A 23476-nucleotide genomic window follows, 5' to 3' on the forward strand; every position below is an offset into this window, starting at 1 on the left:
TATCTTTCCTCTCAAAAAATGATAACGAATGATGGGGGATTATGGCAATATAAAGAAAAAGGATGAGAGGGTAATGATTGATCATGGCACATTTGGAATCGTTGTTGCACGTACAAGTTCCCGTGAAAAATTTGGATGAGGCCATTGTCTGGTACTGCAATCACCTTGGCTTTTCCTTACAGGCGCGGTATCGTACTTCCGCTTTTCTTGCCCTGTCTGCCGGACCCACCTTGATGATATGGGAAACGGATGAAGAGACGACCACAACCTTTACCGTTGATCATCAACCCATGCCCGTCTTTTTGTACACTACTTCCGATGTGCATGCACTCCATGATTATTTGCAGGCCCATGAAGTCTCGATTACCCACTACCAAAACGATGGCTTCGGATGGGTGCTCAAGTTTTTTGACCCGAGCGGAAACATGTGGGGCGTCATTCAGAAGAACAACTAGTCAGTTGGATATGGAAAACAAGAGATCGCACCCTATTCAAATCATAACTTGGGAAGACTTTTCACAGCTTTTTCTTTGCTGTTGCCGCTGCTCCCATAAGTACTGGCCGCGTTGATAAAACGGAAGCGCGATAAAGGTCAACAGCATAAGGATTGCGAAAATGAGCGGCCCTTGTCCAAAGCCGAGTACCTGGAGCAACACCCCGCCGATCCAGGCACACACACTCTGTCCCAGGAAGGCTAAACCGCTGGCTCCGTAATACGCTCCACGTAAATGCTGGGGAGCGATCTCCCCGATCAGGATATCTCCGACGACAAAGCACAAGATTTCGCCGATCGTAAATACCACCATCGACACGGACAGCCAAAACAAATTCGCAAATAGCCCGAAACCGAACAGCCCTAATCCAAACAAGAGACAACCCAGCTTCAACGCGGTCATCGATGAGTACCGCTTCATAAACTTGGCGAGCGGATATTGAAGCGCTAAAACCGAGATGGTATTCACTACAAATAAAAAGGAATACGCCTCTATGCGATCATGCCCAATGTACAGGGAGAGTGTCGTGTCCAGATGAGAGTAGGCTCCAGCAACGAACAAATTCCCGAGCAACAAGTAAAGAAATACTTTGTCTGTAAAAACAATGCGTGCCATCTGATTCATAGTGACCGGATCAGCAGCCACGTCCTTCTTCAATTGTTCCTTGAACATGACCATAAACACCACCAACACAACTGCGTACACAGCAAAAATGATGGCTGTGACGAGGAACGGTAACAAGGACGTACTCCCTGCGCCCAATTGCAAGCCGATTAACGGACCGATTGCTCCGCCCAGGTTGATCGCAAAATACCTGGCGTTAAAAACCGCTGCCCGCTGATCATCAGACGTGACATCCGCCAGCAGGGCGCGTGCTGTGGGCTCAAATACGTTTCGAAAAAGACCGTTACAGGCACTTAAAACAAAGAACATCCACGTCTCCGTCGCAAAAACGTACCCGATCAAGACGATGCTCCACGCTCCCATCGCAGTAATCATCACAGGATATCTGCCCAATCGGTCTGACAGTGCTCCCCCAGCAAAGCTGCTAATCGTCCCAACCAGCAAGCTGAGTGCGAGGATCGAGCCAACGATCGCTGGATCAATTCCTTTTACTTTTCCTAAATAAATGCCCAAAAACGGAAGCGTCATAAAAAATCCTGTGCGTGACAAAAATGTTCCGATAATAACTCCCCATGCTACTGGATGAAATCTCATTCTCCCCATCTCTCTTTCCCATTCCCGTTTGTTATCTCTCGTGTTATCTTCAGTATATGGAACTAGAAAAAGGGGAAAAAGGGTTCGATTTGATTGAATCCGATCACCTTTTCGAGCATGCATTTTTATCTGAGAAATGAGGGCCTGCATGGTTACCGTTCTGCATTTTTTAGAGCTTCGTTCGTTTTTTCATCAAGAAGAAATCGGGAAACCATTCCCTGTCACTATCGAAAAGCTGGCTGGGATTTGGCACTGTACGCCTCGCTACGCCAAGCTGATTGTCCGTAAGCTAGTCGAGCTGGGGTGGGCCGAATGGAAGGCGGGACGCGGGCGAGGGAATGTCTCGGTCATGACGCTCCATTCTGATTCCGATGAAATTCTTCTGGCCGAGGTCAAGCTGCAAATAGACAAGGGCGACATCAAAGAAGCAATGGAGCTCATGAATCGCTACGGCAAAACAGCCGTCAAAGACCAGATCATGGATTGGCTCTCGGAAGGAATGGGCTTCTCCAGCGACTCTGTATCGAACCGTTCCCAAGATATCCTGCGCTTTCCCGTTTACCGCAGGATTGTGACGCTGGACCCTGGTCTGGTTTACTACCACTTCGATGCACATCTCGCGGGCCAAATTTTTAATACGCTCGTTCTTTACGATCTGAATAGTCGTTCGATTTTACCTTCCATCGCCCACTCTTGGGAAAGCAGTCCAGATGCCACGGCATGGACCTTTTATTTGAAAAAAAACGTGCTGTTTCATCACGGACGGGAACTATCTGCTCATGACGTCGTTTTTTCCCTGAATCGGCTTCGCTTGCATCCAGACACGTATGAAGCAAGCTGGATGTTTCGTGACATAGATCAGCTTATAGCCATTGACGACAGAACTGTGCGTATCCTGCTGAAAGAACCGAATTACTTGCTTCTGAGGCTGTTGGCGACGATACCCGCAAGCATTGTTCCAGAAGAAATCGTTCGGCAGGATGAGAAAGGCTTTGGAGAAAAGCCAATTGGAACAGGACCCTTTCAACTGGTCCGACTTAACGAGGGGATCTGTATTCTAGAGGCATTTCCTGCTCATTTTCTGGGGAGACCGCAGTTGGATCGTGTGGAAATTTTGATCTTTCCCGAGTTGGACATGGGGTGCCTAAAAGAACCAAATTGGGCCTCTGTAATGGTGTCGCACGGTGTCCAGTCGAAAGCACTAGCATTGAAGGAAGCCGTCATTCAGGATGGTCAGGACTGGTGCGATACGGAGGCGTTTTTTTCGTGCTGTAATTTGCTTGTTTTTAACCAGTGGAAGAGCGGTCCACACAATCATTTCAAATTCCGTCAGGCGCTTGATAAGCTGATTGATCGCGATCAAATGATTGCCGATTTGGGCGGTGATCGCATCTATCCGGCAAAAGGCTTCCGCACGTATCACCCTGTTTTAAGGGAGGTAAGAGCGAAAGAGAACGAGCAGCCCTGCCATGCCGAAATCATGTCCCTGCTACAGGAAAGCAACTATCAGGGAGAGACATTGCGTCTCGTGACAACAGCCTACCATGAAGAAGATGCGCTATGGATTCAACAACGATGCCGTGAGTATGGCATTCATCTGGAAGTCGCTGTGAGAGAACCATGGGAATTTTCGAATCGCGACTGTTTGCCCGAACATGACTGCCAGTTGTACGGCAATGTGTTTAGCAGCGATCAAATTAGCGAGCTGGAGATGTATTTGCAAAGAAATTACTTTCTCCCCGCATTTGATGAATCGTTGGCTTTGGCTATCAACAAGGAGCTTTGCTTGACGTTTCAGGAGCCAGACAGGCTTGCGCGAGAGCACCATCTCGCCAGGATTGAGGCCATGATTAAAGAAAACTATGCTGTTTTGTATCTGGTTCAGAAAAAGACCCTTACGTCGTTCCACAAGTCTCTACGAGGCGTGTCGATCAATTCGTCGGGCTGGCTGGACTTTCATAAGATCTGGTTTCAACCGGATGCGTTGCAGCAGCAGTTGTGAAAAGGAGCTGTGGAGGGGGAAGAAGTGCATTTCCAGTCTGCGCTTCGGCCTCCGCCCCGCAAGAGGGATTGACTGTCCGCTTCGGAAAAAATGGCGGGAGCGCTTCAAACGTAGAAGTTTCGAGGAAGTAGCCCATGGGTGAAGCTGAAATTCCCCGCCATTTTTTCCTACGCTGGGGCGGGCTCCAGAGGCGCTTGGACTGGAAATGCACTTCTTCCTACGCAGCTTTTGTAAAAAAGGTGATGCTAGAAGCCATTCTTCGAAGGATTGAGTTGACCTCTAAAAATGGGGTAAAACCAGGAAGGAAACGAAAGCTGTACGGAAGTCCGGTCACATGTTTGGAAGGAGACCGCCCGAACGAAGTGAGGATACAGGCGACTGGAAAACATGTGACCGGGCTTCACCCCGACCACAACCGTCCGGGGACTGCTTTTTTATTTAGAAACTATTTTGACTGGTGATAGACTTCTTTACCCGCAACAAACGTCATGGTCACGTCAAATTGTGAATTCAATACCGTAATATCCGCATCATACCCTGCCGTCAGACGTCCTTTTCGCTCACCGATGCCAAGGATGCTTGCTGGTGTCAGGGAAGCCATTTCCACTGCATCTGGCACAGAGACACCACTCAGCGTCACCATATTGCCGACCGCCCGATTCAGCGTCAAAATGCTTCCGGCAAGCGTCCCATCAGCGAGCTTCGCCTGATTGTCTTGAACGTGAACCTCTTGTCCACCGAGGTCGTACGTCCCTTCGCCCATCGCGGCTGCCCGCATGGAATCGCTGACGAGGGCGAGACGTTCTGCCGTTTTGACCCGATACAAAATCTTCATGACTGCTGGATGCACATGGATGCCATCTGCGATCAGCTCTGTGCTCAACTGCTCATGATACATCGCGGCGCCCACTACGCCCGGCTCCCGATGATGCAGCCCTGTCATGGCATTAAAGCAATGGGTAAAATGGCGTACGCCCGCATCTACCGCTTCCGTCGCTTGAGCGAACGTAGCGCCTGTATGTCCAGCAGACACGATGACATCGCGTTCTTTTAACCAGGCAATCGCTTCAAGTGCTTCCGGTTGTTCAGGCGCAATCGTCACGACCTTGATCAGACCTTCTGATAGTCCGTAAAGCTTTTGCACTGCATCGAGCTTGGGTATCGCGATGTTTTCTTCTTTTTGCGCTCCCTTATAACGAGGATTGATCCACGGACCTTCCAGATGGATACCGATCGCTTGTGCCCCCGGAAGTCCTTCCCTGCTGTTCTGCGCGATGTTTACCAGCACCTTCTCCAATTGATCATAAGGAGCCGTCATCGTCGTCGCCAAAAACGACGTCACCCCATGCCGCGCGAGTGCAGTCGAGATGGCCTGAAGTGATTCCGGCGTCCCGTCCATCGTGTCGTATCCGTCAATCCCATGCATGTGCATATCGACGAAGCCAGGGCAAATCCAGCCATCCTCTACTGTCACCACATGATCTGGCAAAGCTTTTCCATACGCATCGGCCTTGCCAGCATAGGAGATCGTTCCATTTCCCACGACGACGAGACCATTATGCATTTCCTGTCCATCTGCGACAAGGTTACCCTTGAGAGCGTATTCCTGATTCAATTTGATTTCCTCCGTCTTTCGCGTGGCTTTCTTTGCGCGTTTTTATTCTACTGAGGTTGCCCCAGATTGCTGCAAATCCTCGTCGTCTCCGCTGCCAGCTTTTCAACCAGCTCACCCGCGCTAATTTCTTGGCTGAGTGGAGCTGCCTGCCCCGCCCACATCGACATGTATGCACTTTGCTGCTGCTTACCTGCAGCGGCTCGAATGTCTTTGGTCAGGGCATTTTGTACCGGATAGGTCGGAATCTCAGGATCAAGCGGGGCGAGTGTTGTCATAAACTCATTTTGAATGCCCCTTGCCCATTTTCCAGAGAAAGCACGTGTCATCACGATGGACTCTTCTCTCGTCTCCAAAATGGCTTTCTTGTGCAGGGCATGTGCTCCGCTCTCCTTGCAGGTCAGAAAAGCCGTTCCGAGCTGAGCCGCCTGTGCCCCTAGCGCGAGTGCTGCTGCGATCCCTCGCCCATCCATGATCCCTCCAGCCGCGATTACGGGAATCTTGACCCGATCCACGATTTGCGGGACGAGCGCCATTGTTCCAATCATATTGCTTGGTGAATCCGGCAAAAAGGACCCTCGGTGCCCGCCTGCTTCGCTGCCTTGGGCGACAATCATATCGACTCCGCTCACTTCCAATGCAATCGCTTCGCGAACGGTTGTCGCTGTTCCGATGACAGTGATTCCCCGCTGTTTCAACTCTGCCATCAAGCGATGATCCAGAACACCAAAGGTAAAGCTGAAAACAGCGGGCTGTTCCTCCAAGACGACAGCCATCTGCTCAGCAAACGGCTCTGTAAATTGCGTCACCTGCGGATTATGCGGGATGCCCAATCGATCTCGCACATCATTCATGGCCTGGGCAACGCCTTCTGCGATCGGCTGATCGGCATCGAAATCTTCGGGAATAAACAAATTCACGCCAAACGGTTTGTCCGTTAACGCCCGAATGGACTTAATCGCCCCACGAATCTGCTCAGGAGACATATATGCGGCACCGAGCGTTCCGAGTCCCCCCGCTTCTGAGACAGCGGCTACCAGGGCAGGTGTGGTCGCTCCCCCTGCCATTGGCGCCTGAATAATCGGCCATTTCAAATGGAAACGCGAAGTGATAGGATTGTTTGTCCACATGGTTTTTCTCACTCCTCTATATTGGTTTACTTAGTTGATTGGTCGTCGCTTCGAATCCATTCAAGAAACTGAGCCAACACCCGGGCGGTTAACCCCCAGATGACACGCCCGTCCACCTCGTAAAACAAATGCTCAACCGTCCCTTTTCGCCACGGATATCGCTTGCCACCCGGGATCAGATGATAGGGAAAATCCTCTTCGGGCTCGGTCATGACAGAGGAAAGATACTTCGCTGGCTGCGTTGCCAACAGACGATCAAGTGGAAGGATAAAGACCTCTCCGACCTCGTCTGGATTCGGCTTCATATCAGGAATTCCTTCCACGTATCCAATAAAAGGCGTAATGATAGAGGAGCCTGGCCCAATCACCTGATCGAGCTCGCCTACATAATGAATCTGCTCAAGTGGAATACCCAGCTCCTCGCTTGTTTCCCGAGCAGCCGTCGCCCAACGAGATTCGTCGCTCTTCTCAGCTCGCCCGCCCGGAAAACATACCTCATTAGCCTGTCGCCGCATGGTACTGGCTCTTTTTTCAAATAAAATGCCTAGCTGGTTATCAGCCATGTTGACGAGCGGGAGCAAGACACTGTATGCGCCGATCGTCCCTCGTTCACGTTCTTGCAATCTCTTGGAAATCTCCTTGATAGCAGGAGCAAGGGAAGCCGCCCCTGATTCTAGTGGTAGGTACTGGGAAACCTCGATCAAATTATGGTCCGGATCACGGAAATACACCGAACGAATCGGCCCAATGGCGCCTGTTTTTGGAACAGGTCCTTCCACCAAATGGACGCCGCATGCATGAATATGCTGAATGACTTGCTCCAGTGAAAGCGATGTGACAAGACAAAGATCAGCGGAGCCTGCGACTGGATGCATCGCTTTTGGCTCCCATTCTTGTCCGAGTTGATGCAAATTGATTTTTTGCTGGCCGAAGTGCAGAGCCTTCCTGCCGTCGCCAAAGGTTACAACCTTCATTCCCAGGACTTTTTCATAAAAGTGACAGGTTGCTTCGATGTCTTTTACCGTCAAAACCACGTGGTCTAATCGATCGATCATATGCCTTTACTCCTTCTCGTCCCGATACATGCTCATGCTGTTATTATAGCAAACACAAGGCGGTTGCTTCTTCTCCCCATTGTCCTCCAACATTTCCCTCTTTTCAATTCCCAAATTGCCTCATCCCCACTTCTCCCTATACAAAAACGAGCGTCTTCCTCGTACCTAGACGGGAAAACGCTCGCAAAATCCACAACTTGCAAAAACTATGCTTTTGAACGTGCCAGCAAGTACAAGAAATACGGAGCACCGATAACGGCTACCACGATACCAGTCGGAATCTCTGACGGCTGCATGATCCAGCGTCCGATAGTATCAGCCACGATGACCAATAGCGCACCCGTCAGCGCTGATGTAGGCAAAAGCATCTCATGCTTTGGCCCCACTAGTCTGCGGGCCAAATGCGGACCGATCAACCCGACAAAACCGATGCCTCCGCTCACTGCCACGCAGGCAGCGGCAAGCCCGACTGCGGCAGCCAGCAGCTTCAATTGCTCTTTGGCAACGGGTGCACCCAAGCCTTTCGCCAACTCTTCTCCCAAATTGAGCACGTTCATAACACGTGCTTTGTAAAAAACATAGGGGATTAAAATGGCGATCCAAGGCAGCAACGAAAGAACGAACTTCCAGTTGGTCCCCCAAATACTACCCGCGAGCCAAGTCGCCACAAACTGGTACTTGTCCGGACTCAGCTTCAGCGTCAAGACGATCATCGCAGCACTCATCCCAGCCGCCACGGCAATCCCCGTTAATACGATACGGGTTGGAGACAATCCCTTATGCCTTTTATAGGACAATGCGAAGATCAGCGCTGCTGTCACGCTGGCTCCAATCAACGCCAACACTGGCAGCAAAAAAACAGGTGCCGCAGACGTTGATGGATAAAACGAAATGAACAACATCACCATCAAGCCAGCACCAGCGTTGATCCCTAAAATACCAGGTTCGGCCAACGCGTTGCGAGAAATCCCTTGAATAATACACCCGGATACGGCAAGTCCTGCCCCGATCAGGAGGGAAATAACAATCCGCGGCAAGCGGAATTCAAACAAGATCAAGCTTTGTTTGTCTGTTCCAGAACCGATTAGCGTCATTAGGAGATCGCTTGGTGACAACCGTATGTAGCCTGTGTTCATACTGATGATAAACGCGATAAAAATGAGGATAGCGAGTATCGTCATAACCGCAAAAGCTCTATTTCTTTTACGCGTTTGGTAATGGGAAACAATATGCTGCATGATTACATCTCCCTTCTTTCTTTACGCGCCAAGTAAAGGAAGAACGGTACACCGATAAGCGCAATAAGTGCCCCTAACGGCGTCTCATACGGCGGATTTACCATTCTTGCGGCCAAATCGGCGAAAACAACGAGCAGGCTGCCTAAAATGGCTGAGCAAGGAATGATCCATCGGTAGTCGACCCCAACCAAAAAGCGGGTCAAATGAGGAACGATCAATCCAACAAAACCTACAGCCCCAACAACGGCGACTGCTGATCCAGCCAAAATCAGGACGATGATCATGCCTGCCAGTTTCACTAACGCCGTACGCTGCCCCAATCCTTTCGCTACATCTTCTCCAAGACTGAGCATCGTAATGGAACGCGACAGCATCATCGCTCCAATAAGAGCTGCGAGAATCCACGGAAACATGACTTCAAGCTGAAACCACTTGGTTCCCGCCACACCGCCTGCATACCAGAAGGCCAAATCTTGTCCGATTTTAAAATAAAGGGCAATCCCTTCGCTTAACGCAGACAAAAGGGCGGTCAATGCGGCTCCCGCCAAAACGAGGCGCACCGGAGTTAAGCCGCCTTTTGCCAGGGAACCAATCCCGTAAACCATACCAGCCCCAACGCCAGCACCCAAAAAGCTGTAGAGAATCAGGTACATGAACGGCAGACCCGGGAAAAAAGCGAAGCAGAGAGCCAAAACAAATCCGGCCCCTGCGTTCAACCCAAGCAATCCGGAATCTGCCAGCGGGTTGCGTGTCATCCCTTGCATGATCGCACCTGCAACAGCGAGGCTGGCCCCGACCATTGCACCGCCGAGCAGACGAGGCAAACGAATCTCCTGAATAATTTGGTGTTGCGTAATATCAGGATTGAATTGAAAAATAGCTTCCCATACGACAGCAAAGTGGATGTCGGCTGCTCCAAATGACACAGACAAAAACATCCCCAGTATTAATGCGAAAACCCCGCCAGTCAAAATGAGCGTCGCTGCCCAAGGGCGAGAGCGAAACGCAACCGGCTTTCCGTTATTCCCCTCTTTCAGAGAATGTGCGTGTTGACTCATACGTGCCACCTTTTTTTCGTTAGTTTGGAGCTAAGTTGCTTTTGGTGATATTGATTCTTATTATCATAAAAGAATTTTAGGCGATGCATGAAAACTGTGTCAATGGACAATCGCGAACTTGTCTTTGTACATTTACGCTAATACTTTTAGGACTTCATCGACCTTTTTTCCGTTGGCGATCACACCGTGATTCATCCAGGTCATGAAATCCACCTGATACGCCCGATTGCTTTGGACAGCAGGAAGCGCTTGCCACACGGGATGGTTGAGCTGTAGCTGTTCGGCACCTGATTTTCCCTCATGCCATTTGTCAAAGGCGAAAAAAATATGATCAGCATCCAGCGTAGACAGCTCTTCCCACGATACCCCTTCTCTCACCTGCTTGGCAAATTGTTTTATTACGAAAGGAGCCGGCTCCATTTCCAAATCTTGAAACAACACCTGCGATGTGTAGTTTTTCTCCACGAGGATTTGATCAGCCGAGATGCGCAAAAAGGCTACTTTCTGCCCTTTGAGACTGCGTCCTATTACATTTTTGGCAGCTCTTACTTTTTGTTCATACTGTTCGATTGACTGCTCTGCCAATTCGCTTCGGCCCAACCGATCACCGAGGGTACGCAATGTTTTTCGCCACTCAGGACCGAACTGCTGAATCACGCATGTAACGGCAATCCGGGCACATTTGGCATACACATCTGCCTGCCAGCCTGTACACTCCCGAAGCATAATGACATCCGGGGCACGACTGGACAAGAGCTGCACGTCATCTGTCAGCACATCGTACGTCGGTACATCATGCAGGCCCAAATAGTCCTGCTTGCCCCAATATGTATGCGCCCATTGAACGACGGGTCGAATGCCAAGGGCCAGCAAATAATCCTCCATATAAAGAGAGACGACTCGTAAATCATCCCGATGAATGTTGCGATATTTACCTGGCGCAAGCCCTACACGCTGCTTGAAACGACGATTGAAGTAATACTCACTGTTGAATCCGACGTTTTGGGCAATCTCGTTGATCCGATCACCTGTCATGAGCAAGAGTTGCTTCGCCCGATTGATCCGCAGTTGATTCATGTAATCGAGCGGTATTTCTCCCGTCATTTCCTTGAAGAGTTGCGTATACCGCCAACGTGGAACATTCGCTTCCTGTGCTAGCTGGTCTACGGTCAGCGGCTCTTGATAGTGCTCCTCTACATACGCAATTGAACGTTCAACAGCCCGCCTCGGGTCCAAACTTGTTTTGCCTGGTACATTTTGCAGGGCCAAAACGCATAGCAATTCCTCAAACCGCACGTGATTATAAAATCGTTGCAGCGCCTCCGTGGCATCCCGATGCTTGTAAATCTCCGCAATCAATTCAACGACACGTGAAAAAGGCGTACAGGTCAACTCCCCCATACAGAAAAAAGCCTCGGCAGCTTGCTCCTCCATCAGAGCTCCCGTGTGGACGACACGAAAAGTCAGATAATAGTAGTCGAGAACGTGACTCGTGCAACTGATCCAAACGTTCTGACGCGGTGCTGCAATCCAGCAACGCTCCCGAGAGAACCGATATGTTGATGATTCGATTTCAATGAGCCCCTCTCCGTCTGTTACTACAATCATCGCGTAGTCTTCCGGCTCTTGATAGTCCTGCCATCTTTCCACATTTACCTTTTGGATGGACGTCATTGCGAAAAATGATGGTGGAGATAGCTTGGCCCTGGATGCTTCGTTATTCATCTCCCTCACCCCTTTCGTGAGAATGATTATCATTTACTATTATAATGAGTAAACATCCCGACGACAAGCTCCACAAATGAAAAAGAAAGCGCATCAACCCAAATGACGCGCTTTCTCTCTTGAACTCGATTACTTTACAAACGCTTTGACCAAGTCGTCTGCCTTCTTCATATTGGCCAGCATGGCACCAGATTGCCAATGTGTCCGCTCCATTGGGTAGACATGACCTTTTTTCACAGCAGGAACAGATTTCCAGATGGGGCTCTCCAAAATCTTGAGCGCATCCTTGTTTTCTTCCGAAGTCCACGTACCGTTCGACGGGAACACAATGATATGGTCTGCATCAATAGCCGGGATAGCTTCTTCTGATAACACTACGTGCGTTTCTTGATTTTTGGCAGCAGAATACGGCGTAAGTCCCAGCTCCTTATAGAGCATGCCTGTGTAAACATTGCCATCTCCGAAAAGGGCCAAATTCGGCTTATTTCCCACGTTCAAACGAATGACGGCCACCGTTTCGTTGCCAATTGCCTTTTCAAGCTTTGCCTTGGTATCCGCAATTTTCTCATTGTACTTTTGGATCGCTTCGTCTGCTTTTTCTGGAACACCTAGGACCTCGGCGATTTTCTTGAGTCTTCCAATCGTGTCGTTACGGAGTTCATCCGGTAGCTTGTACGTAGGTGCTACCTTGCTGAATTCCTCGTATTTCTTGGGATCAGCGTAGCCATCCACAATGATGATATCCGGGTTGGCTGCAAGTAACGCTTCCATACTTCCTGTAATATCAAAAAGCGGCACGTCCAGACCGAGGTAATCCTGTTTGCCCCACGCCGGGTGATACCACTGGACAACGGGAGTCACGCCCAGTGCTGTCAAGAAGTCCTCCTGATAAATCGCCGCTACCCGCTCTGGCTTTACCGGAATCTCTACATCGCCATAGGCGTCTTTCACCACTTTGGTTTTCACAGCCTTGTTCTCCGTCGATGCTGGTTGCTCTGTCGATGCTTTCTGCTCAGTGGATGTTGGCTCCGCTGCTTTTTCTGTACACGCAGTTAACACGAGCATCATAATCAACATTAATGCTATCATTGCCAATCCTGCATTCCGAACCGTTCTGACCATCTTTCTACCCTCTCTCGCATCTGTTGATGATTATCGAATTGATATTCATTCTCACTATTTGCATCCTGATCATATTTGTTTCCTCTCTATCTGACAATGCATTTTCTCCATTATTTTTTGTCCAAACTCCACAACGGTCCATGTAAAATCCTTCCCTTTGTACAAAATCAATGATGGGTATCTGACGTTTGTCCATTGAGCTGGCAAGCTATATCTGATAATGATTATCATTGAAAGCAAACTGTTTCGAACGACTACTGGAGGAAAATGAAAATGAACCAAATGCGCAGTATAAGCGGAACGCTAGGAATCTTCGTACTGGCTGGCAGCTTGCTCATTGGATGCAGTCCATCTGCTTCTCAGACAACGAGCGAAGCGAACAGCGCGGCAAGTCAGAAAAACCAGACGCGACCATATACGGATTATCTCGGGCATGCAGGCAACATCCCGGTCTCCCCTGCACGAATCATCTATTCCGGTGAGACATTTGGCGATATGCTCGCGTTGGGCGTAAAGCCGATTGGGGGATTCGGGTACGCCAACCAAATCTTTGAAGACCAACTGCACGATGTCGAGAATGTCGGTTTTCCCATTAATTTCGAAAAGGTTCTGGAATTACAGCCCGACCTGATTATCCATGCAAATACCGAAGAAAAAGAATATGAACAGCTAGCCAAAATCGCCCCTACCGTCATTTTTGATACATTCGCGCCTTTGGAAGAACGGATGACCCAGCTCGGTGATATTCTTGGGGAACCGGAAGCAGCTACCAAATGGCTTGCTGATTACAAGCGCAAATCGGAGGAAATGTGGAAGAAGCTGAAGGAGTCTGGCAGCATGAAAGAAGGGGAAACCGCTTCCGTCTTTACCTATTATCCAGGTGATCGGCTGTTTGTCATGGCAAGAACAGGGCTTTCCCAAGTCCTCTACGATACAAACGGATTCAAGCCCACCGCGCCCATTCAGGAAATACTCGATGCACAAAAAGGATTTGAGCTCATCTCTGTAGAACGTTTGCCTGAAATAGCGGGAGATCGTATTTTCATTCTGAATACTTCGAGCGAGGAAGCTGAGAAATCAACGCAGGAGCTGCTAAAATCACGCATCTGGAGAGACCTCCCTGCGGTGAAAAACGGATCTGTCTACTTTATCGACATCGAAAAATCTAGCAGTGATGCCACAACAAGAGAGTGGCTCCTGCAAAAGATTCCTGAAATCCTGGCGAAGGAATGAAATAGGAGAAGCTTTTCAACAATGATTGAAAAGCTTCTTTCTTTTGTATACGATGGATAGAACGAATGATAATGATTCTCACAAAATAAGGAGGGTACAACCGATGCTTCACTCTATACCACCTCAGCCCCTGCTCGGTTCCCTTCATTTTCAGTTGTGTAAAGTAGAGCGGACGGCTAGTCCTTCCCCCACTCCCTTCCATACCCTGCTCTTCTTCACAAAAGGTTACGGCAGCCTCCGTATCCACGACCAAACGATTTCACCTTTGGCAGGAAAGTGTTTTTTGCTTTCACCGTCTACTCCTTTTGCTATCGAATCCTTGTACGACAGCACGATTGATTGCTACCAAATCTCGTTTACCGTCATCTTGTTCGATGCAGACAATAGGCCCCACTCTTACCCATACGCACTGCTAGATGGCCGTATCGAGCTGTCCGCTCACCCCTCTTCCCGGCTTTTGCGCTTGTGTGACGCTTTGCTCTTGGGAAGTTCCACTTCATCTGAAATGGACAGCTTTTGGCAGCAATTGCGGTTCCAGAAGCTGCTCGGTTTTTTGCTGGAGCAAAATCTCTCTCCTGACCTTATCCCTAACAAGAGCAAAGAGGTCGAGAACAGCATTCGTTATATCCAGCAAAATTATCAAGAGAACATAACGGTCAAGCAATTGGCACAACTGGCCAATGTGCCATCGTGGCAGTACACGCTGCTCTTTCGCCAGTTGACGGGTAAAAAGCCTTTGGAATATGTGACCGAGCAGCGTATTCATCATGCGAAAAAGCTCTTGAAAAGCTCGAACGATTCATTACGGGACATCGCCTCGCAGGTCGGCTTCACGGATGAGTATTATTTCAATCGTCGCTTTCGAAAGTCGACCGGTTATACGCCAAGGCAATATTCCAGGCTGACTCACCGCAGGGAGCTCGTGCAGGACTGGGCCGGTCATGAGGTAGAGATCCCCCTTCAGCCACAACGTATCATTTATATTGGGGAGACGTTTAATGATTTGCTCGCGCTCCAGGTGGAAAATATCGTCGGTGGGAATTTTACCTGGATGGAACGAACGATCTACCGAGACAGGGTAAGACACATGCAGGATATCGCCTTTCCCGTTGACTATGATTATTTGACGACATTGAAGCCAGATCTGATCATTTTCGCGAACGCAGAAGAAGACAAATACAAGCAGATGAGCCGGATTGCCCCAACGCTCTCCTTTCATTCATTTGCTTCGCTGGAGGAACGGTTACATACACTCGGAGATTGGCTGGGGAAAAAGGATGAGGCGCGAGAATGGCTCAGAAAGTACCACACGAATGCTACTACTATGTGGAATCAGCTACGCTCCGAGCTTGTGCCGGGTGAGACGGCATCCGTCTTTATCCATGAGCATGGTGGGCGTCTGTTCGTAATGGGCACTTCAGGACTTTCCTCCGCCCTTTACCATCCAAACGGTTTTTCTCCTGTGGATAAAATTCAAAAAGTACTGCAAGCTGGCTACGGTTTTATCGAAATTCGAGAGGAGGACATTCCCCTGTACGCAGGTGATCGGATCTTTATGCTGCTGTCCGAAGACCCCGAATCGCGTCAGGCTACCACCGCATTCATCCAAAGTGAAAGGTGGCACAGTCTGCCTGCCGTTCAAAACGGCTATGTCTATTTTGTAGAAGCGCAAAAATGGAATTACGGCGCTGCTCTTACCAGAGAGAGATTGCTGCATATGCTGCCACGTTTGCTGCGCCATTCTTCCTGAAGCAAACAGGCCAGCTTCCCTGTCGTGGGGAATCGCTGGCCTGCTCACTACTACTCCTCTGCTACCATCCATGCTACATTTTTTGCTTGGAGTCCTTTATTCCATTCTGCTGGTGCTGCCATATCGCTGATCACGATGTCGACCTCTCCCAAGTCTGCGATCTTGCACAATGTGCTGACGCCGATCTTGGAGTGGTCCGCTAGCACAATACTTTCATTGGCATTTTCGATGAAACAACGGGCGAGTTCCGTTCGATCCGGCTCATAGCAAGTCAAGCCTTTTTGAAGCAAGATGCCGTCAGCCGCAATAAACGCCTTGTCCACATAAAATTGTTTCATCATCTTCTCTGCATAGGTCCCGCTTACCCGATGATGCTTGGCGCTCACCTTTCCACCCAGGAAGTAGATGTCTGCCGCAAGCATTCCATTGTTTTGGTACTCGATTAATCGATTCAGCGCCGTGATCGAGCTAGTGAGGATCGTCAAATCTTTTTTCGTCTCGAGAAAGCTGATCATTTGCAAAGGCGTTGTCCCTTCATCAATGACAATGGTATCGCTGTCTTGCACCAAGTCCGCCGCCAGCCGCCCAATCCGTTTCTTTTCTTCTGCTCGCAAGACTTCACGGGCAAAATGAGAAGGCTCAGAGCGCTCCACTGTCAGCTTTACTGCTCCGCCATAAACGCGCTTCAGTTTTTTCTCCGCCTCTAGCTCTTCCAAATACCTGCGGATCGACTCAGACGAGACTTGCAGCTTTTCGACCAACTCATTGGTCCGCACCTTGCCATTGGAATTGATCAACTGCAAAATGATTTGCTTCCGCTCTTCCCCGAACAACGACACGCCGAATGTCCCCCTATATCGTACTTTACGTCATTTCGATCTTCTCGCCATGGATGTAAATCTGACGTTTTGTCAGCTCGTGAAAAATCACAGCCGGATCAAATGCTTCTTCTGGTGTTATGACGCCAACAGCTTTTACGTTTCCTTTTGCGATCTGCTCAGTCGCAATCGCCAGCGGGATTCCTACGTTGCGGGTATAGGCGCGCAGCCCAGCCCAGTCAGCTACAGAGCCGTCAGATGCCGGATGTGTATGGTACAGGACGTGTCCGACTTTGCGACCGTCCTTGGTACCTGTTACCTCGACATGAAGCGAATACCCGTATAATGCCGTCTCTTTTCCCTCTCTAGAATTGTAGAGGTATTGGGAGATACAATCAAGGATTCCCACCTTTGTTTCCCCTACCATGATGGGATCGTTCCGTAAAAAGCCATAATCATAGAGGGCTTTGACCAGCTCCATGTTTTGCTTCGGCCATGTTCCCCGCACCTCGATCAGCTTTACCCCTTTTGGAGACAAAGCCTGTGCGAGCGTTTTTGTCTCTGCATGAGGAATGATGTACTGAATTGTTTTTCCATACGGCTCGGGAAGCTTTATTTCGCGTGGACGAGCAAATGGCGGGACTTGAATGAATGCGCCATTTTCATAGACGACGCGCCCTGGCAGATCTGGATCATACTCATAGGTCGTCGTCTCCGTGATCGATTTGGAAAAGGCAATCGGACGAAAGGAGCCGTGACTGACGCGGACTTCGTCGACCTCATCGAGCTGGTTCGCTGCATGCATCGCCATCATTTGGGTCAGTCCAGGCGTCATGCCAAAGCCAGGCAGGCAGGTCTTCCCATGAGCGCGGAAGATCGCATCCGATGCGTTTTCTTCCCCAAACCCGTTCAAATTGATGCCATGGCAGCCAGCCTCCGCAATCGCAGCAGTAGACAGACCGTTCAGTGTGATGGTGGTTCCGTCCATAACGATGTCGTAACCGCGCATTTTTTGGACCGTATCCGCATGATCGCGTACATTTACCGGTACAAAATCTACGCGTGGATCGTTCAGCCACTCGACTACCTTGCGACCTTCTTCTTCATTAAAATCGCCGATCGTAATCTGCTCAAAATCGGAATGCATCACGAGATCGAGCACAGCTTCTCGACAAATATTTCCCGCTCCACCCAAGCAAAACACTCTCATCACGCTAGCCTCCTATTATCTACTCCAGCCAGAAACGATTGTTTTCCATTGCTGCAATTAATCTCTCGATATCCTCTGGGTAAACCTCTCCGATATTGCCAATCCGAAACGTGTCCGCTTGCGAGATTTTGCCCGGATAAATGACGAAGCCTGCCTGCTTTAGCCGCTCATACAACTGCGCGAAGGTGAATGCCTCGCTATCAGGATAATAAAAGGAAGTGATGAAGGGCGATTGCGATTCTTTTGGCAACAGGATGCGAAAACCGATGCGCTCCATGCCTTCTGCGAGTAGCTGCTGATTTCGCTGGTAACGCTCGTACCGTTTTTCAACTCCCCCTTCTGCCTCAAGCTCTATCAGGGCTTGATAAAAGGCGCGCACGACATGAGTCGGAGAAGTATAGCGCCACTTTCCGTTTTGCTCCTCCATCGTCTTCCACTGGCTGTACAAATCGAGGGACAACGTACGGGCAATCCCCTTGCATTTGATGAGCGCAGACGTTTTGGCAATGACAAAGCCGAAGCCAGGCACACCTTGGATGCATTTGTTTGCGCTTGAGATCAGGAAGTCGATTGAGAGCGCTGCTGCGTCCATTGGAATGCCACCGAAGCTGCTCATCGCATCTACGATATAGACTTTTCCGTACTTCTTGGCGACTTCTCCAATTTCTTTGATGGGATTGAGCATGCCCGTAGTCGTTTCTGAATGCACGACAGCCACATGCGTGATCGTTGCATCCGCCGCTAATCTCTGCTCCAATGCCTCTGCATCGGCTTTTGTCACTTCGCCAAAATCAATGACCTCCGTTGCGATTCCATGGACTTGTGCCATTTCCACGATCCGATCCCCGTAGGCGCCATTCGTCAGGACGAGCAGTTTGCCGTCTGCGGGAATCGCACTGCTCACCACCGCTTCCACACAAAAGGTCCCGCTTCCTTGCATCAAAACGCTCGTATACTCCTCTACCTGCGAGGTTGCCAATCGGACGAGCTTCTGACGGATTGCCTGTACCAGTTCATTGTAATCACGATCCCACGTGCACCAATCTCGGAGCATTGCTTCGCGTACGGTTGAGGAAGTGGTCAATGGTCCAGGGGTGAGCAACAGGTACGGATTATCGGTTGATCTTGTCTGATTCATGGTCTCTCTCCTTCTGCATGACGCATCTCGATGTTTTTTAGAACCTCATCCAGGCATCCGATCTCCTCGATCACGTAGTGCGCACCCGCCGCCATTAGTCGCTCTGTTGCGATAGCCAGCCTTTTATCCAGCTCTTCCTGTGGCATGCTCGTCACTTCCTCCAAGGACAGGCCAAGCTCGCTTCCACCCTTCAGAACACCAACCGTCCACATCCCGGCGTTTCTTCCTTCTTTCATATCGCTCGTCGTATCACCGACTTTGACCATCTCGTTCATTGGATATACGTCCAGCAGGATCGCATTTTGATAGCACATCCATGGATATGGACGTCCAGCAGGCACTTCACTTGGAGTGACAAGTGCATCTGGTTCGTAGCCCTGTTGTTTAGCCGATGCCGCTACTACATTCATCATTTCCCTCGTGTAGCCTGTGGTCGAGCCGATTTTGATTCCTTGCTCGCGCAGTCGTCCTACCAATTCCATTGCTCCCGGAACAGGAGTGGCATACTCGTGCAGCGTCGCCATCAGCATCGGTTCGAAGTCAGCGTACAATTCGTCCACATCCGCTTCATTCGGAAGTCGACCATAACGCTCTTGCCATAGCGCTGCTACCCGTTCCATTTTGCACAGCGCCTGGATATGATCGCGCTTGAGCATCCCCATCGGTTCGCGCGCTTCTGCTGCTGTCAGCTCAATCCCCCGTTTTTTGAACACCTGCAAAAAGACAGCTAAAGGAGCGAAACATCCGTAATCTACCATCGTTCCTGCCCAATCAAATACTACTGCTTTCATGCTTTATGCCACCTGACCTTTCTCTTGGTAGGACCCTGTTGTCCGCTTGCGAAGTTTGGATGCGATCCATTCTGCACCAGCACGTGCGATGATGTTGAGGAAGACGATCAATACCGACATCGCTGCTGCTGGAGCCACATCCCCTGCGTCATCCATATTGACGATGGAGACAGATGCCAACTTGAAATCCGCTGCGTACAGAAAAACAACCGCCGAGATCGTCACCATCGAGTTGATGAAAAAGTACACCGCCATCTCTACAATCGCCGGCATACAGACGGGAATCGTGACGCGCCACAATAGCTTTGTCTGCGAGACCCCCATAGACTCTGCCGCTTGCTCGAACTCGGGATCGAGCTTTTTCAACGCGCTCGTTGCTGTAATGAAGCCGACTGCGAAAAAATGAATGACGTTTGCCAAAATCAAAATCCAGATCGTTCCGTACATACTGTGAAATGGATTCGACGGATTATTGAAGAAGAAAATGTACGCTAGCCCAATGACCATCCCCGGCAATGCCAGCGGGAGAATCGACAGGAAGTATCCAGCTTGGCGAAGCCCCTTCCACACTTGGGATTTTTCAATCGTGTACGCGGTAATAAACGTGACTGCCGTCCCGATCACTGCCGTCAGCAAGGCGACGAGAATGCTGTTCCACAGTGGCTCAATCCCTTCTCCGGCTACGTTGGAAAAGTCGTAATGATCCAAGCCAAAAGTCAGATTGTACGGCCATACTTTGATGAAAGAAGCCAGTACCACCGCAGCCATGAGAAGCAGCAAAAATCCGCTGACGCTCACACAAAGGATGAAGTAAAACAAGTCGCGCAAACGATTTTCCTTAATTCGATACGGCTTGGATTTGGCTGTTACAGCCGCGTGCTGCTTCCGCTCAACAATCCGGTCCACGACAAACGCCACGAGAGCGGGAATGATCAAGAGCAGCCCAACCGTTGCGCCCATCGTCATATTTTGCTGACCGATAACCTGCTTGTAGACGTCTGTCGCCAGTACGGAAAACTGTCCGCCGACAACCTTTGGTGCTCCGAAGTCAGTAAAAGAGAGAGTAAAACAGACAAAGCAGGCGCTGACGATACCGTATTTCACGCTGGGAATCGTCACTACAAAAAACTTGCGCCAATGGTTCGCCCCGAGCGTATCCGCCGCTTCGTACAATTGATAGTCGGCAAAAGCAAGGGAAACAGCAAGAATCAAATACGCTTGCGGGAATACATAAACGATCTCCGCCAAAATAATCCCCACCGGGCCGTACAGATCGATGTCCCATTGAAACGGGAGCAATCCGAAGATCCCTGTCGTCACCAGCCCTTGATTTCCAAAAAGGTAAGTCAGGGCAATTCCGTGCATCATCGTCGGCGCAAACAGCGGCAGCAGCGCGATTGCCCGAAAGACTCGTTTTCCGCGAATCCCGCTGCGCGTCAAGGCATACGCGAACAGAAAAGCGAGTGTGACTGCGATCAACGTCGTCATCGCAGAAATATACAAGGTGTTATTCAGCGACCCTACCAGTGCCGGAGTGGAAAAGTACGTAACGAAATTGTCCAGGCCGATGAACTGACCGTTCTTGTTATAGAATGCTTTGGAAAACAACTGGCCAAGTGGCAACAGAACACTCGCTGACAATCCAAGTACGACGAGAGCGATGAGCCACTTTTGCATGGCTTTTCCATCGAAGATCGATGTCATTTCCTTCATGCTGCTCACCCCTGTTCCTCTATGGCTGGCGCATGCTCAAAGGTCAGCAAATTCTCCAGCGGAAACTCCAGCCACACCTTTTTGCCTCGGGCAATTCCAAGTCTTTGTGCCTCGGCCGCTATCAAATCGATTGTCAGAAGCTCTTTTTTTATCTGGCCTTCCTCTTGCCATTCCAGAAAGATTCGGTAAAAAGCACCGCGAAATTCTATCTCGGAAATTGTCGCAGGTATGGCGCATTCGGATTCTTGCTGCAAAAGCCGCACATGCTCCGGTCTGATTGCAAGTAAGCGATTCGGATCAGATTGTGCCTTCTCAAAGCGACTGTACTCAAAAAAGTTGATCGCTCCGATAAAATCAGCAACAAACGGAGTGGCTGGTTTGTTATAGATCTCCTCGGGTGCGCCTACCTGAACGACCTCGCCGTGATCCATGACAACGATCTTGTCAGCCATGGTCAATGCCTCATCCTGGTCATGGGTGACCATCACTGTTGTCATACCGTACTGCTCATGCAAACGCCGAATCTCCCGGCGCAGCTTTTGTCTTACCTTTGCATCTAATGCGGATAGTGGTTCATCTAAAAGCAGGACATCCGGCGATAGTGCAATCGCTCGCGCCAAGGCAATTCGCTGCTGTTGACCGCCTGAGAGCTGGCTGGGATATTTGGCGGCGGCATGAGACAAATCCACCATGTCTAGCGCCTCTTCTACTTTGGCTGCGATCTCTTTTTTCGCTAGCTTCTTTTCTTGCAGGCCAAAGGCAATGTTTTCAGCAGCCGTCAAATTGGGAAACAAGGCGTATGACTGGAACATCATCGCAATGTTTCGTTTTGCTGGTGGCAGGGAAGTAATCTCCCTGCCTCCCAGGATCATCTTGCCTGTCGTCGGCTGCTCCAATCCAGCCAGCATTCTCAGTAATGTCGTTTTACCGCAGCCACTGGGACCGAGCAGACAAACAAATTCATTCTTGTCAATTTCGATGGAAATGTGCTCCAATGCGGCAAACAAACCAAAGCGTTTACTGACCCCTTGAATGGATAGATAGGATTGTGTCATGCTGTTCTCCTCGCTGCTTACTTGGGTTCGCTCTTAGTCGCGTATCGTTTTTCCCACTCCGCCAAGACGTTGTCACGATTTTGTGCGGCTTGATTCAGATCGAGCTTGATCAATTGTTTGATCGGATCTACTGCGTAGCCTTCTGGGAGTGTCGCGCCTTCTTGCTTGACACTGACGATGGCAAAATTCTGATTATAGGCTTTCATGACTTCATCGGAGATGGCCCAGTCCAAGAACAGCTTGGATTCTGGTTTGATCACACTCTTTTTGATCAAGGCATTTGCCTCTACATCCCAACCCGAGCCTTCTGTTGGAAAGACGACTTCAACGGGTGCGCCTTTTTTCTTCTCGGTAATCGAACGGTAGCCAAAGGAAATGCCGATTGGATATTCGCCCGATGCGGCCATTTTCGCTGGCTTCGAGCCGGAATGCGTGTAGATCGCCATATTTTCATGCAGCTTGTCGAGGTACGCCCAGCCTTCTTTCTCCCCTTTTAGTTGCATGATCCCGTTGATGGTGAGAAGCCCAGTTCCCGAGGACGCTGGATTTGGCATCACGATCAATCCTTTGTACTCCGGCTTGATCAGGTCTTCGTATGAGCGCGGAATAGGCAAATTGCGTTTTTCGAGCTCCTTGGTATTGACCGCGATCGCAGTCTCCCACGCATCGATTCCTACCCAGCTTGCAGGCTCCTTGGAATCCTTAAACTCCGGGGAAACCTTCTCGATTCCTTTTGGCGAATAGCCTTCAAGCATGCCTTGCTGTTCGAGTACAAGCAGGCTTGTCGCTGCTGTTCCCCATACGACGTCCGCTTGTGGATTGTCTTTTTCCGCCAGCAGCTTTGCTGTGATGATCCCTGTAGAATCGCGGACGATATTGACCTTTACATCTGGATATTTCGCTTTAAAGGATTCCAAATACGTTTTGATCTGGTCATCCTCCAGCGCCGTATAAACCGTAATCTCTCCTGAGGCGTTTGTACTTTCCTTTGTGGAACCTTGTGTGTTTGGTTGCGACCCTGGTGCTTGTCCACACCCTGCTAAAAACGCGATTGATAGAACGGAAGCAAGTAAAGGATAATGCCATTTCTTCATGAGAACCTCTCCTCTTTGCG

At 49.8% G+C, this 23476-nt stretch carries 20 protein-coding genes; 5 read left to right on the forward strand and 15 right to left on the reverse strand.

Translation table 11 applies throughout. The features are described from left to right. The first annotated feature begins 83 nt into the window (after positions 1–83). Positions 84–455: a VOC family protein gene (locus ASG16_RS18170; protein ID WP_056493722.1), complete on the forward strand. Its 372-nt coding sequence runs from the start codon at positions 84–86 to the stop codon at positions 453–455. Positions 456–491: 36 nt separating this feature from the next. Here ASG16_RS18170 and ASG16_RS18175 read toward each other — a convergent pair whose 3' ends face one another. Next, positions 492–1712: an MDR family MFS transporter gene (locus tag ASG16_RS18175; RefSeq protein ID WP_056493634.1), complete on the reverse strand. Its 1221-nt coding sequence runs from the start codon at positions 1710–1712 to the stop codon at positions 492–494. 148 nt (positions 1713–1860) lie between these two features. On the opposite strand from ASG16_RS18175, the gene ASG16_RS18180 reads away from it, so the two are divergent. Together ASG16_RS18180 and ASG16_RS31260 are read left to right on the forward strand one after the other, a co-directional pair. Beyond that, positions 1861–3714 (forward strand): SgrR family transcriptional regulator, encoded by a 1854-nt coding sequence (locus tag ASG16_RS18180; RefSeq protein ID WP_056493636.1) that lies wholly within the window; start codon positions 1861–1863, stop codon positions 3712–3714. Between the two features lie 134 nt (positions 3715–3848). Next, positions 3849–4175 (forward strand): hypothetical protein, encoded by a 327-nt coding sequence (locus ASG16_RS31260; protein ID WP_241970790.1) that lies wholly within the window; start codon positions 3849–3851, stop codon positions 4173–4175. On the opposite strand, the gene nagA is transcribed toward ASG16_RS31260, so the two are convergent. The 7 genes from nagA to ASG16_RS18220 form a co-directional block, all read right to left on the reverse strand. Beyond that, entirely contained in the window at positions 4160–5329 is a 1170-nt protein-coding gene (nagA, locus tag ASG16_RS18190) for an N-acetylglucosamine-6-phosphate deacetylase (RefSeq protein ID WP_056493639.1), read from the reverse strand. The genes ASG16_RS31260 and nagA overlap by 16 nt on opposite strands. A gap of 47 nt (positions 5330–5376) precedes the next feature. After that, complete coding sequence (locus ASG16_RS18195) at positions 5377–6456, reverse strand: NAD(P)H-dependent flavin oxidoreductase (RefSeq protein ID WP_056493642.1); 1080 nt, start codon at positions 6454–6456, stop codon at positions 5377–5379. A gap of 26 nt (positions 6457–6482) precedes the next feature. Continuing rightward, positions 6483–7511 (reverse strand): VOC family protein, encoded by a 1029-nt coding sequence (locus tag ASG16_RS18200; RefSeq protein WP_056493645.1) that lies wholly within the window; start codon positions 7509–7511, stop codon positions 6483–6485. Between the two features lie 206 nt (positions 7512–7717). Further along, the gene (locus ASG16_RS18205) at positions 7718–8749 is read right to left on the reverse strand and encodes a FecCD family ABC transporter permease (RefSeq protein WP_056493647.1); all 1032 of its coding nucleotides are present in this window, start codon (positions 8747–8749) and stop codon (positions 7718–7720) included. A gap of 2 nt (positions 8750–8751) precedes the next feature. Then, the gene (locus ASG16_RS18210; RefSeq protein ID WP_056493650.1) at positions 8752–9807 is read right to left on the reverse strand and encodes a FecCD family ABC transporter permease; all 1056 of its coding nucleotides are present in this window, start codon (positions 9805–9807) and stop codon (positions 8752–8754) included. A 132-nt stretch (positions 9808–9939) separates the two neighbouring features. Continuing rightward, complete coding sequence (locus tag ASG16_RS18215) at positions 9940–11532, reverse strand: AraC family transcriptional regulator (RefSeq protein WP_056493651.1); 1593 nt, start codon at positions 11530–11532, stop codon at positions 9940–9942. A 129-nt stretch (positions 11533–11661) separates the two neighbouring features. Then, positions 11662–12654 (reverse strand): ABC transporter substrate-binding protein, encoded by a 993-nt coding sequence (locus ASG16_RS18220; protein WP_056493654.1) that lies wholly within the window; start codon positions 12652–12654, stop codon positions 11662–11664. A 273-nt stretch (positions 12655–12927) separates the two neighbouring features. On the opposite strand from ASG16_RS18220, the gene ASG16_RS18225 reads away from it, so the two are divergent. After that, the gene (locus tag ASG16_RS18225) at positions 12928–13887 is read left to right on the forward strand and encodes an ABC transporter substrate-binding protein (RefSeq protein WP_056493655.1); all 960 of its coding nucleotides are present in this window, start codon (positions 12928–12930) and stop codon (positions 13885–13887) included. A 103-nt stretch (positions 13888–13990) separates the two neighbouring features. After that, on the forward strand, positions 13991–15637 hold the full coding sequence (locus tag ASG16_RS18230; protein WP_056493657.1) for an AraC family transcriptional regulator: 1647 nt from the start codon (positions 13991–13993) through the stop codon (positions 15635–15637). Between the two features lie 50 nt (positions 15638–15687). Here ASG16_RS18230 and ASG16_RS18235 read toward each other — a convergent pair whose 3' ends face one another. The 7 genes from ASG16_RS18235 to ASG16_RS18265 are packed head-to-tail and all read right to left on the reverse strand — an operon-like array spanning position 15688 to position 23456. After that, positions 15688–16476, reverse strand: coding sequence for a DeoR/GlpR family DNA-binding transcription regulator (locus tag ASG16_RS18235; RefSeq protein ID WP_056493658.1), 789 nt, complete (start codon positions 16474–16476; stop codon positions 15688–15690). A gap of 25 nt (positions 16477–16501) precedes the next feature. Then, positions 16502–17665: a saccharopine dehydrogenase family protein gene (locus tag ASG16_RS18240; RefSeq protein ID WP_056493661.1), complete on the reverse strand. Its 1164-nt coding sequence runs from the start codon at positions 17663–17665 to the stop codon at positions 16502–16504. 19 nt (positions 17666–17684) lie between these two features. After that, complete coding sequence (gene phnW / locus ASG16_RS18245) at positions 17685–18803, reverse strand: 2-aminoethylphosphonate--pyruvate transaminase (protein WP_056493663.1); 1119 nt, start codon at positions 18801–18803, stop codon at positions 17685–17687. Beyond that, the gene (gene phnX, locus ASG16_RS18250; protein ID WP_056493667.1) at positions 18800–19594 is read right to left on the reverse strand and encodes a phosphonoacetaldehyde hydrolase; all 795 of its coding nucleotides are present in this window, start codon (positions 19592–19594) and stop codon (positions 18800–18802) included. Before phnX ends, phnW begins: the two co-directional genes overlap by 4 nt. Positions 19595–19597: 3 nt before the next feature. Next, a complete protein-coding gene (locus tag ASG16_RS18255; RefSeq protein ID WP_056493671.1) occupies positions 19598–21307 on the reverse strand; it encodes a putative 2-aminoethylphosphonate ABC transporter permease subunit in 1710 nt (569 codons plus the stop codon). A gap of 5 nt (positions 21308–21312) precedes the next feature. Beyond that, the gene (locus ASG16_RS18260; RefSeq protein WP_056493673.1) at positions 21313–22362 is read right to left on the reverse strand and encodes a putative 2-aminoethylphosphonate ABC transporter ATP-binding protein; all 1050 of its coding nucleotides are present in this window, start codon (positions 22360–22362) and stop codon (positions 21313–21315) included. A gap of 17 nt (positions 22363–22379) precedes the next feature. Further along, positions 22380–23456 (reverse strand): putative 2-aminoethylphosphonate ABC transporter substrate-binding protein, encoded by a 1077-nt coding sequence (locus ASG16_RS18265; RefSeq protein WP_056493676.1) that lies wholly within the window; start codon positions 23454–23456, stop codon positions 22380–22382. Positions 23457–23476: the final 20 nt, after the last annotated feature.

The organism is Brevibacillus sp. Leaf182 (assembly GCF_001423865.2).
Taxonomy (GTDB): Bacteria; Bacillota; Bacilli; order Brevibacillales; family Brevibacillaceae; genus Brevibacillus; species Brevibacillus brevis_C.

Excerpts from the sequence above, each read along its gene's own strand:
- ASG16_RS18170 (WP_056493722.1), top strand. The coding sequence starts at position 84 with ATGGCACATTTGGAATCGTTGTTGCACGTACAAGTTCCCGTGAAAAAT.
- ASG16_RS18175 (WP_056493634.1), bottom strand. The coding sequence starts at position 1,712 with ATGAGATTTCATCCAGTAGCATGGGGAGTTATTATCGGAACATTTTTG.
- ASG16_RS18180 (WP_056493636.1), top strand. The coding sequence starts at position 1,861 with ATGGTTACCGTTCTGCATTTTTTAGAGCTTCGTTCGTTTTTTCATCAA.
- ASG16_RS31260 (WP_241970790.1), top strand. The coding sequence starts at position 3,849 with ATGGGTGAAGCTGAAATTCCCCGCCATTTTTTCCTACGCTGGGGCGGG.
- ASG16_RS18195 (WP_056493642.1), bottom strand. The coding sequence starts at position 6,456 with ATGTGGACAAACAATCCTATCACTTCGCGTTTCCATTTGAAATGGCCG.
- ASG16_RS18200 (WP_056493645.1), bottom strand. The coding sequence starts at position 7,511 with ATGATCGATCGATTAGACCACGTGGTTTTGACGGTAAAAGACATCGAA.
- ASG16_RS18205 (WP_056493647.1), bottom strand. The coding sequence starts at position 8,749 with ATGCAGCATATTGTTTCCCATTACCAAACGCGTAAAAGAAATAGAGCT.
- ASG16_RS18210 (WP_056493650.1), bottom strand. The coding sequence starts at position 9,807 with ATGAGTCAACACGCACATTCTCTGAAAGAGGGGAATAACGGAAAGCCG.
- ASG16_RS18215 (WP_056493651.1), bottom strand. The coding sequence starts at position 11,532 with ATGAATAACGAAGCATCCAGGGCCAAGCTATCTCCACCATCATTTTTC.
- ASG16_RS18220 (WP_056493654.1), bottom strand. The coding sequence starts at position 12,654 with ATGGTCAGAACGGTTCGGAATGCAGGATTGGCAATGATAGCATTAATG.
- ASG16_RS18225 (WP_056493655.1), top strand. The coding sequence starts at position 12,928 with ATGAACCAAATGCGCAGTATAAGCGGAACGCTAGGAATCTTCGTACTG.
- ASG16_RS18230 (WP_056493657.1), top strand. The coding sequence starts at position 13,991 with ATGCTTCACTCTATACCACCTCAGCCCCTGCTCGGTTCCCTTCATTTT.
- ASG16_RS18240 (WP_056493661.1), bottom strand. The coding sequence starts at position 17,665 with ATGAGAGTGTTTTGCTTGGGTGGAGCGGGAAATATTTGTCGAGAAGCT.
- phnW (WP_056493663.1), bottom strand. The coding sequence starts at position 18,803 with ATGAATCAGACAAGATCAACCGATAATCCGTACCTGTTGCTCACCCCT.
- phnX (WP_056493667.1), bottom strand. The coding sequence starts at position 19,594 with ATGAAAGCAGTAGTATTTGATTGGGCAGGAACGATGGTAGATTACGGA.
- ASG16_RS18255 (WP_056493671.1), bottom strand. The coding sequence starts at position 21,307 with ATGAAGGAAATGACATCGATCTTCGATGGAAAAGCCATGCAAAAGTGG.
- ASG16_RS18260 (WP_056493673.1), bottom strand. The coding sequence starts at position 22,362 with ATGACACAATCCTATCTATCCATTCAAGGGGTCAGTAAACGCTTTGGT.
- ASG16_RS18265 (WP_056493676.1), bottom strand. The coding sequence starts at position 23,456 with ATGAAGAAATGGCATTATCCTTTACTTGCTTCCGTTCTATCAATCGCG.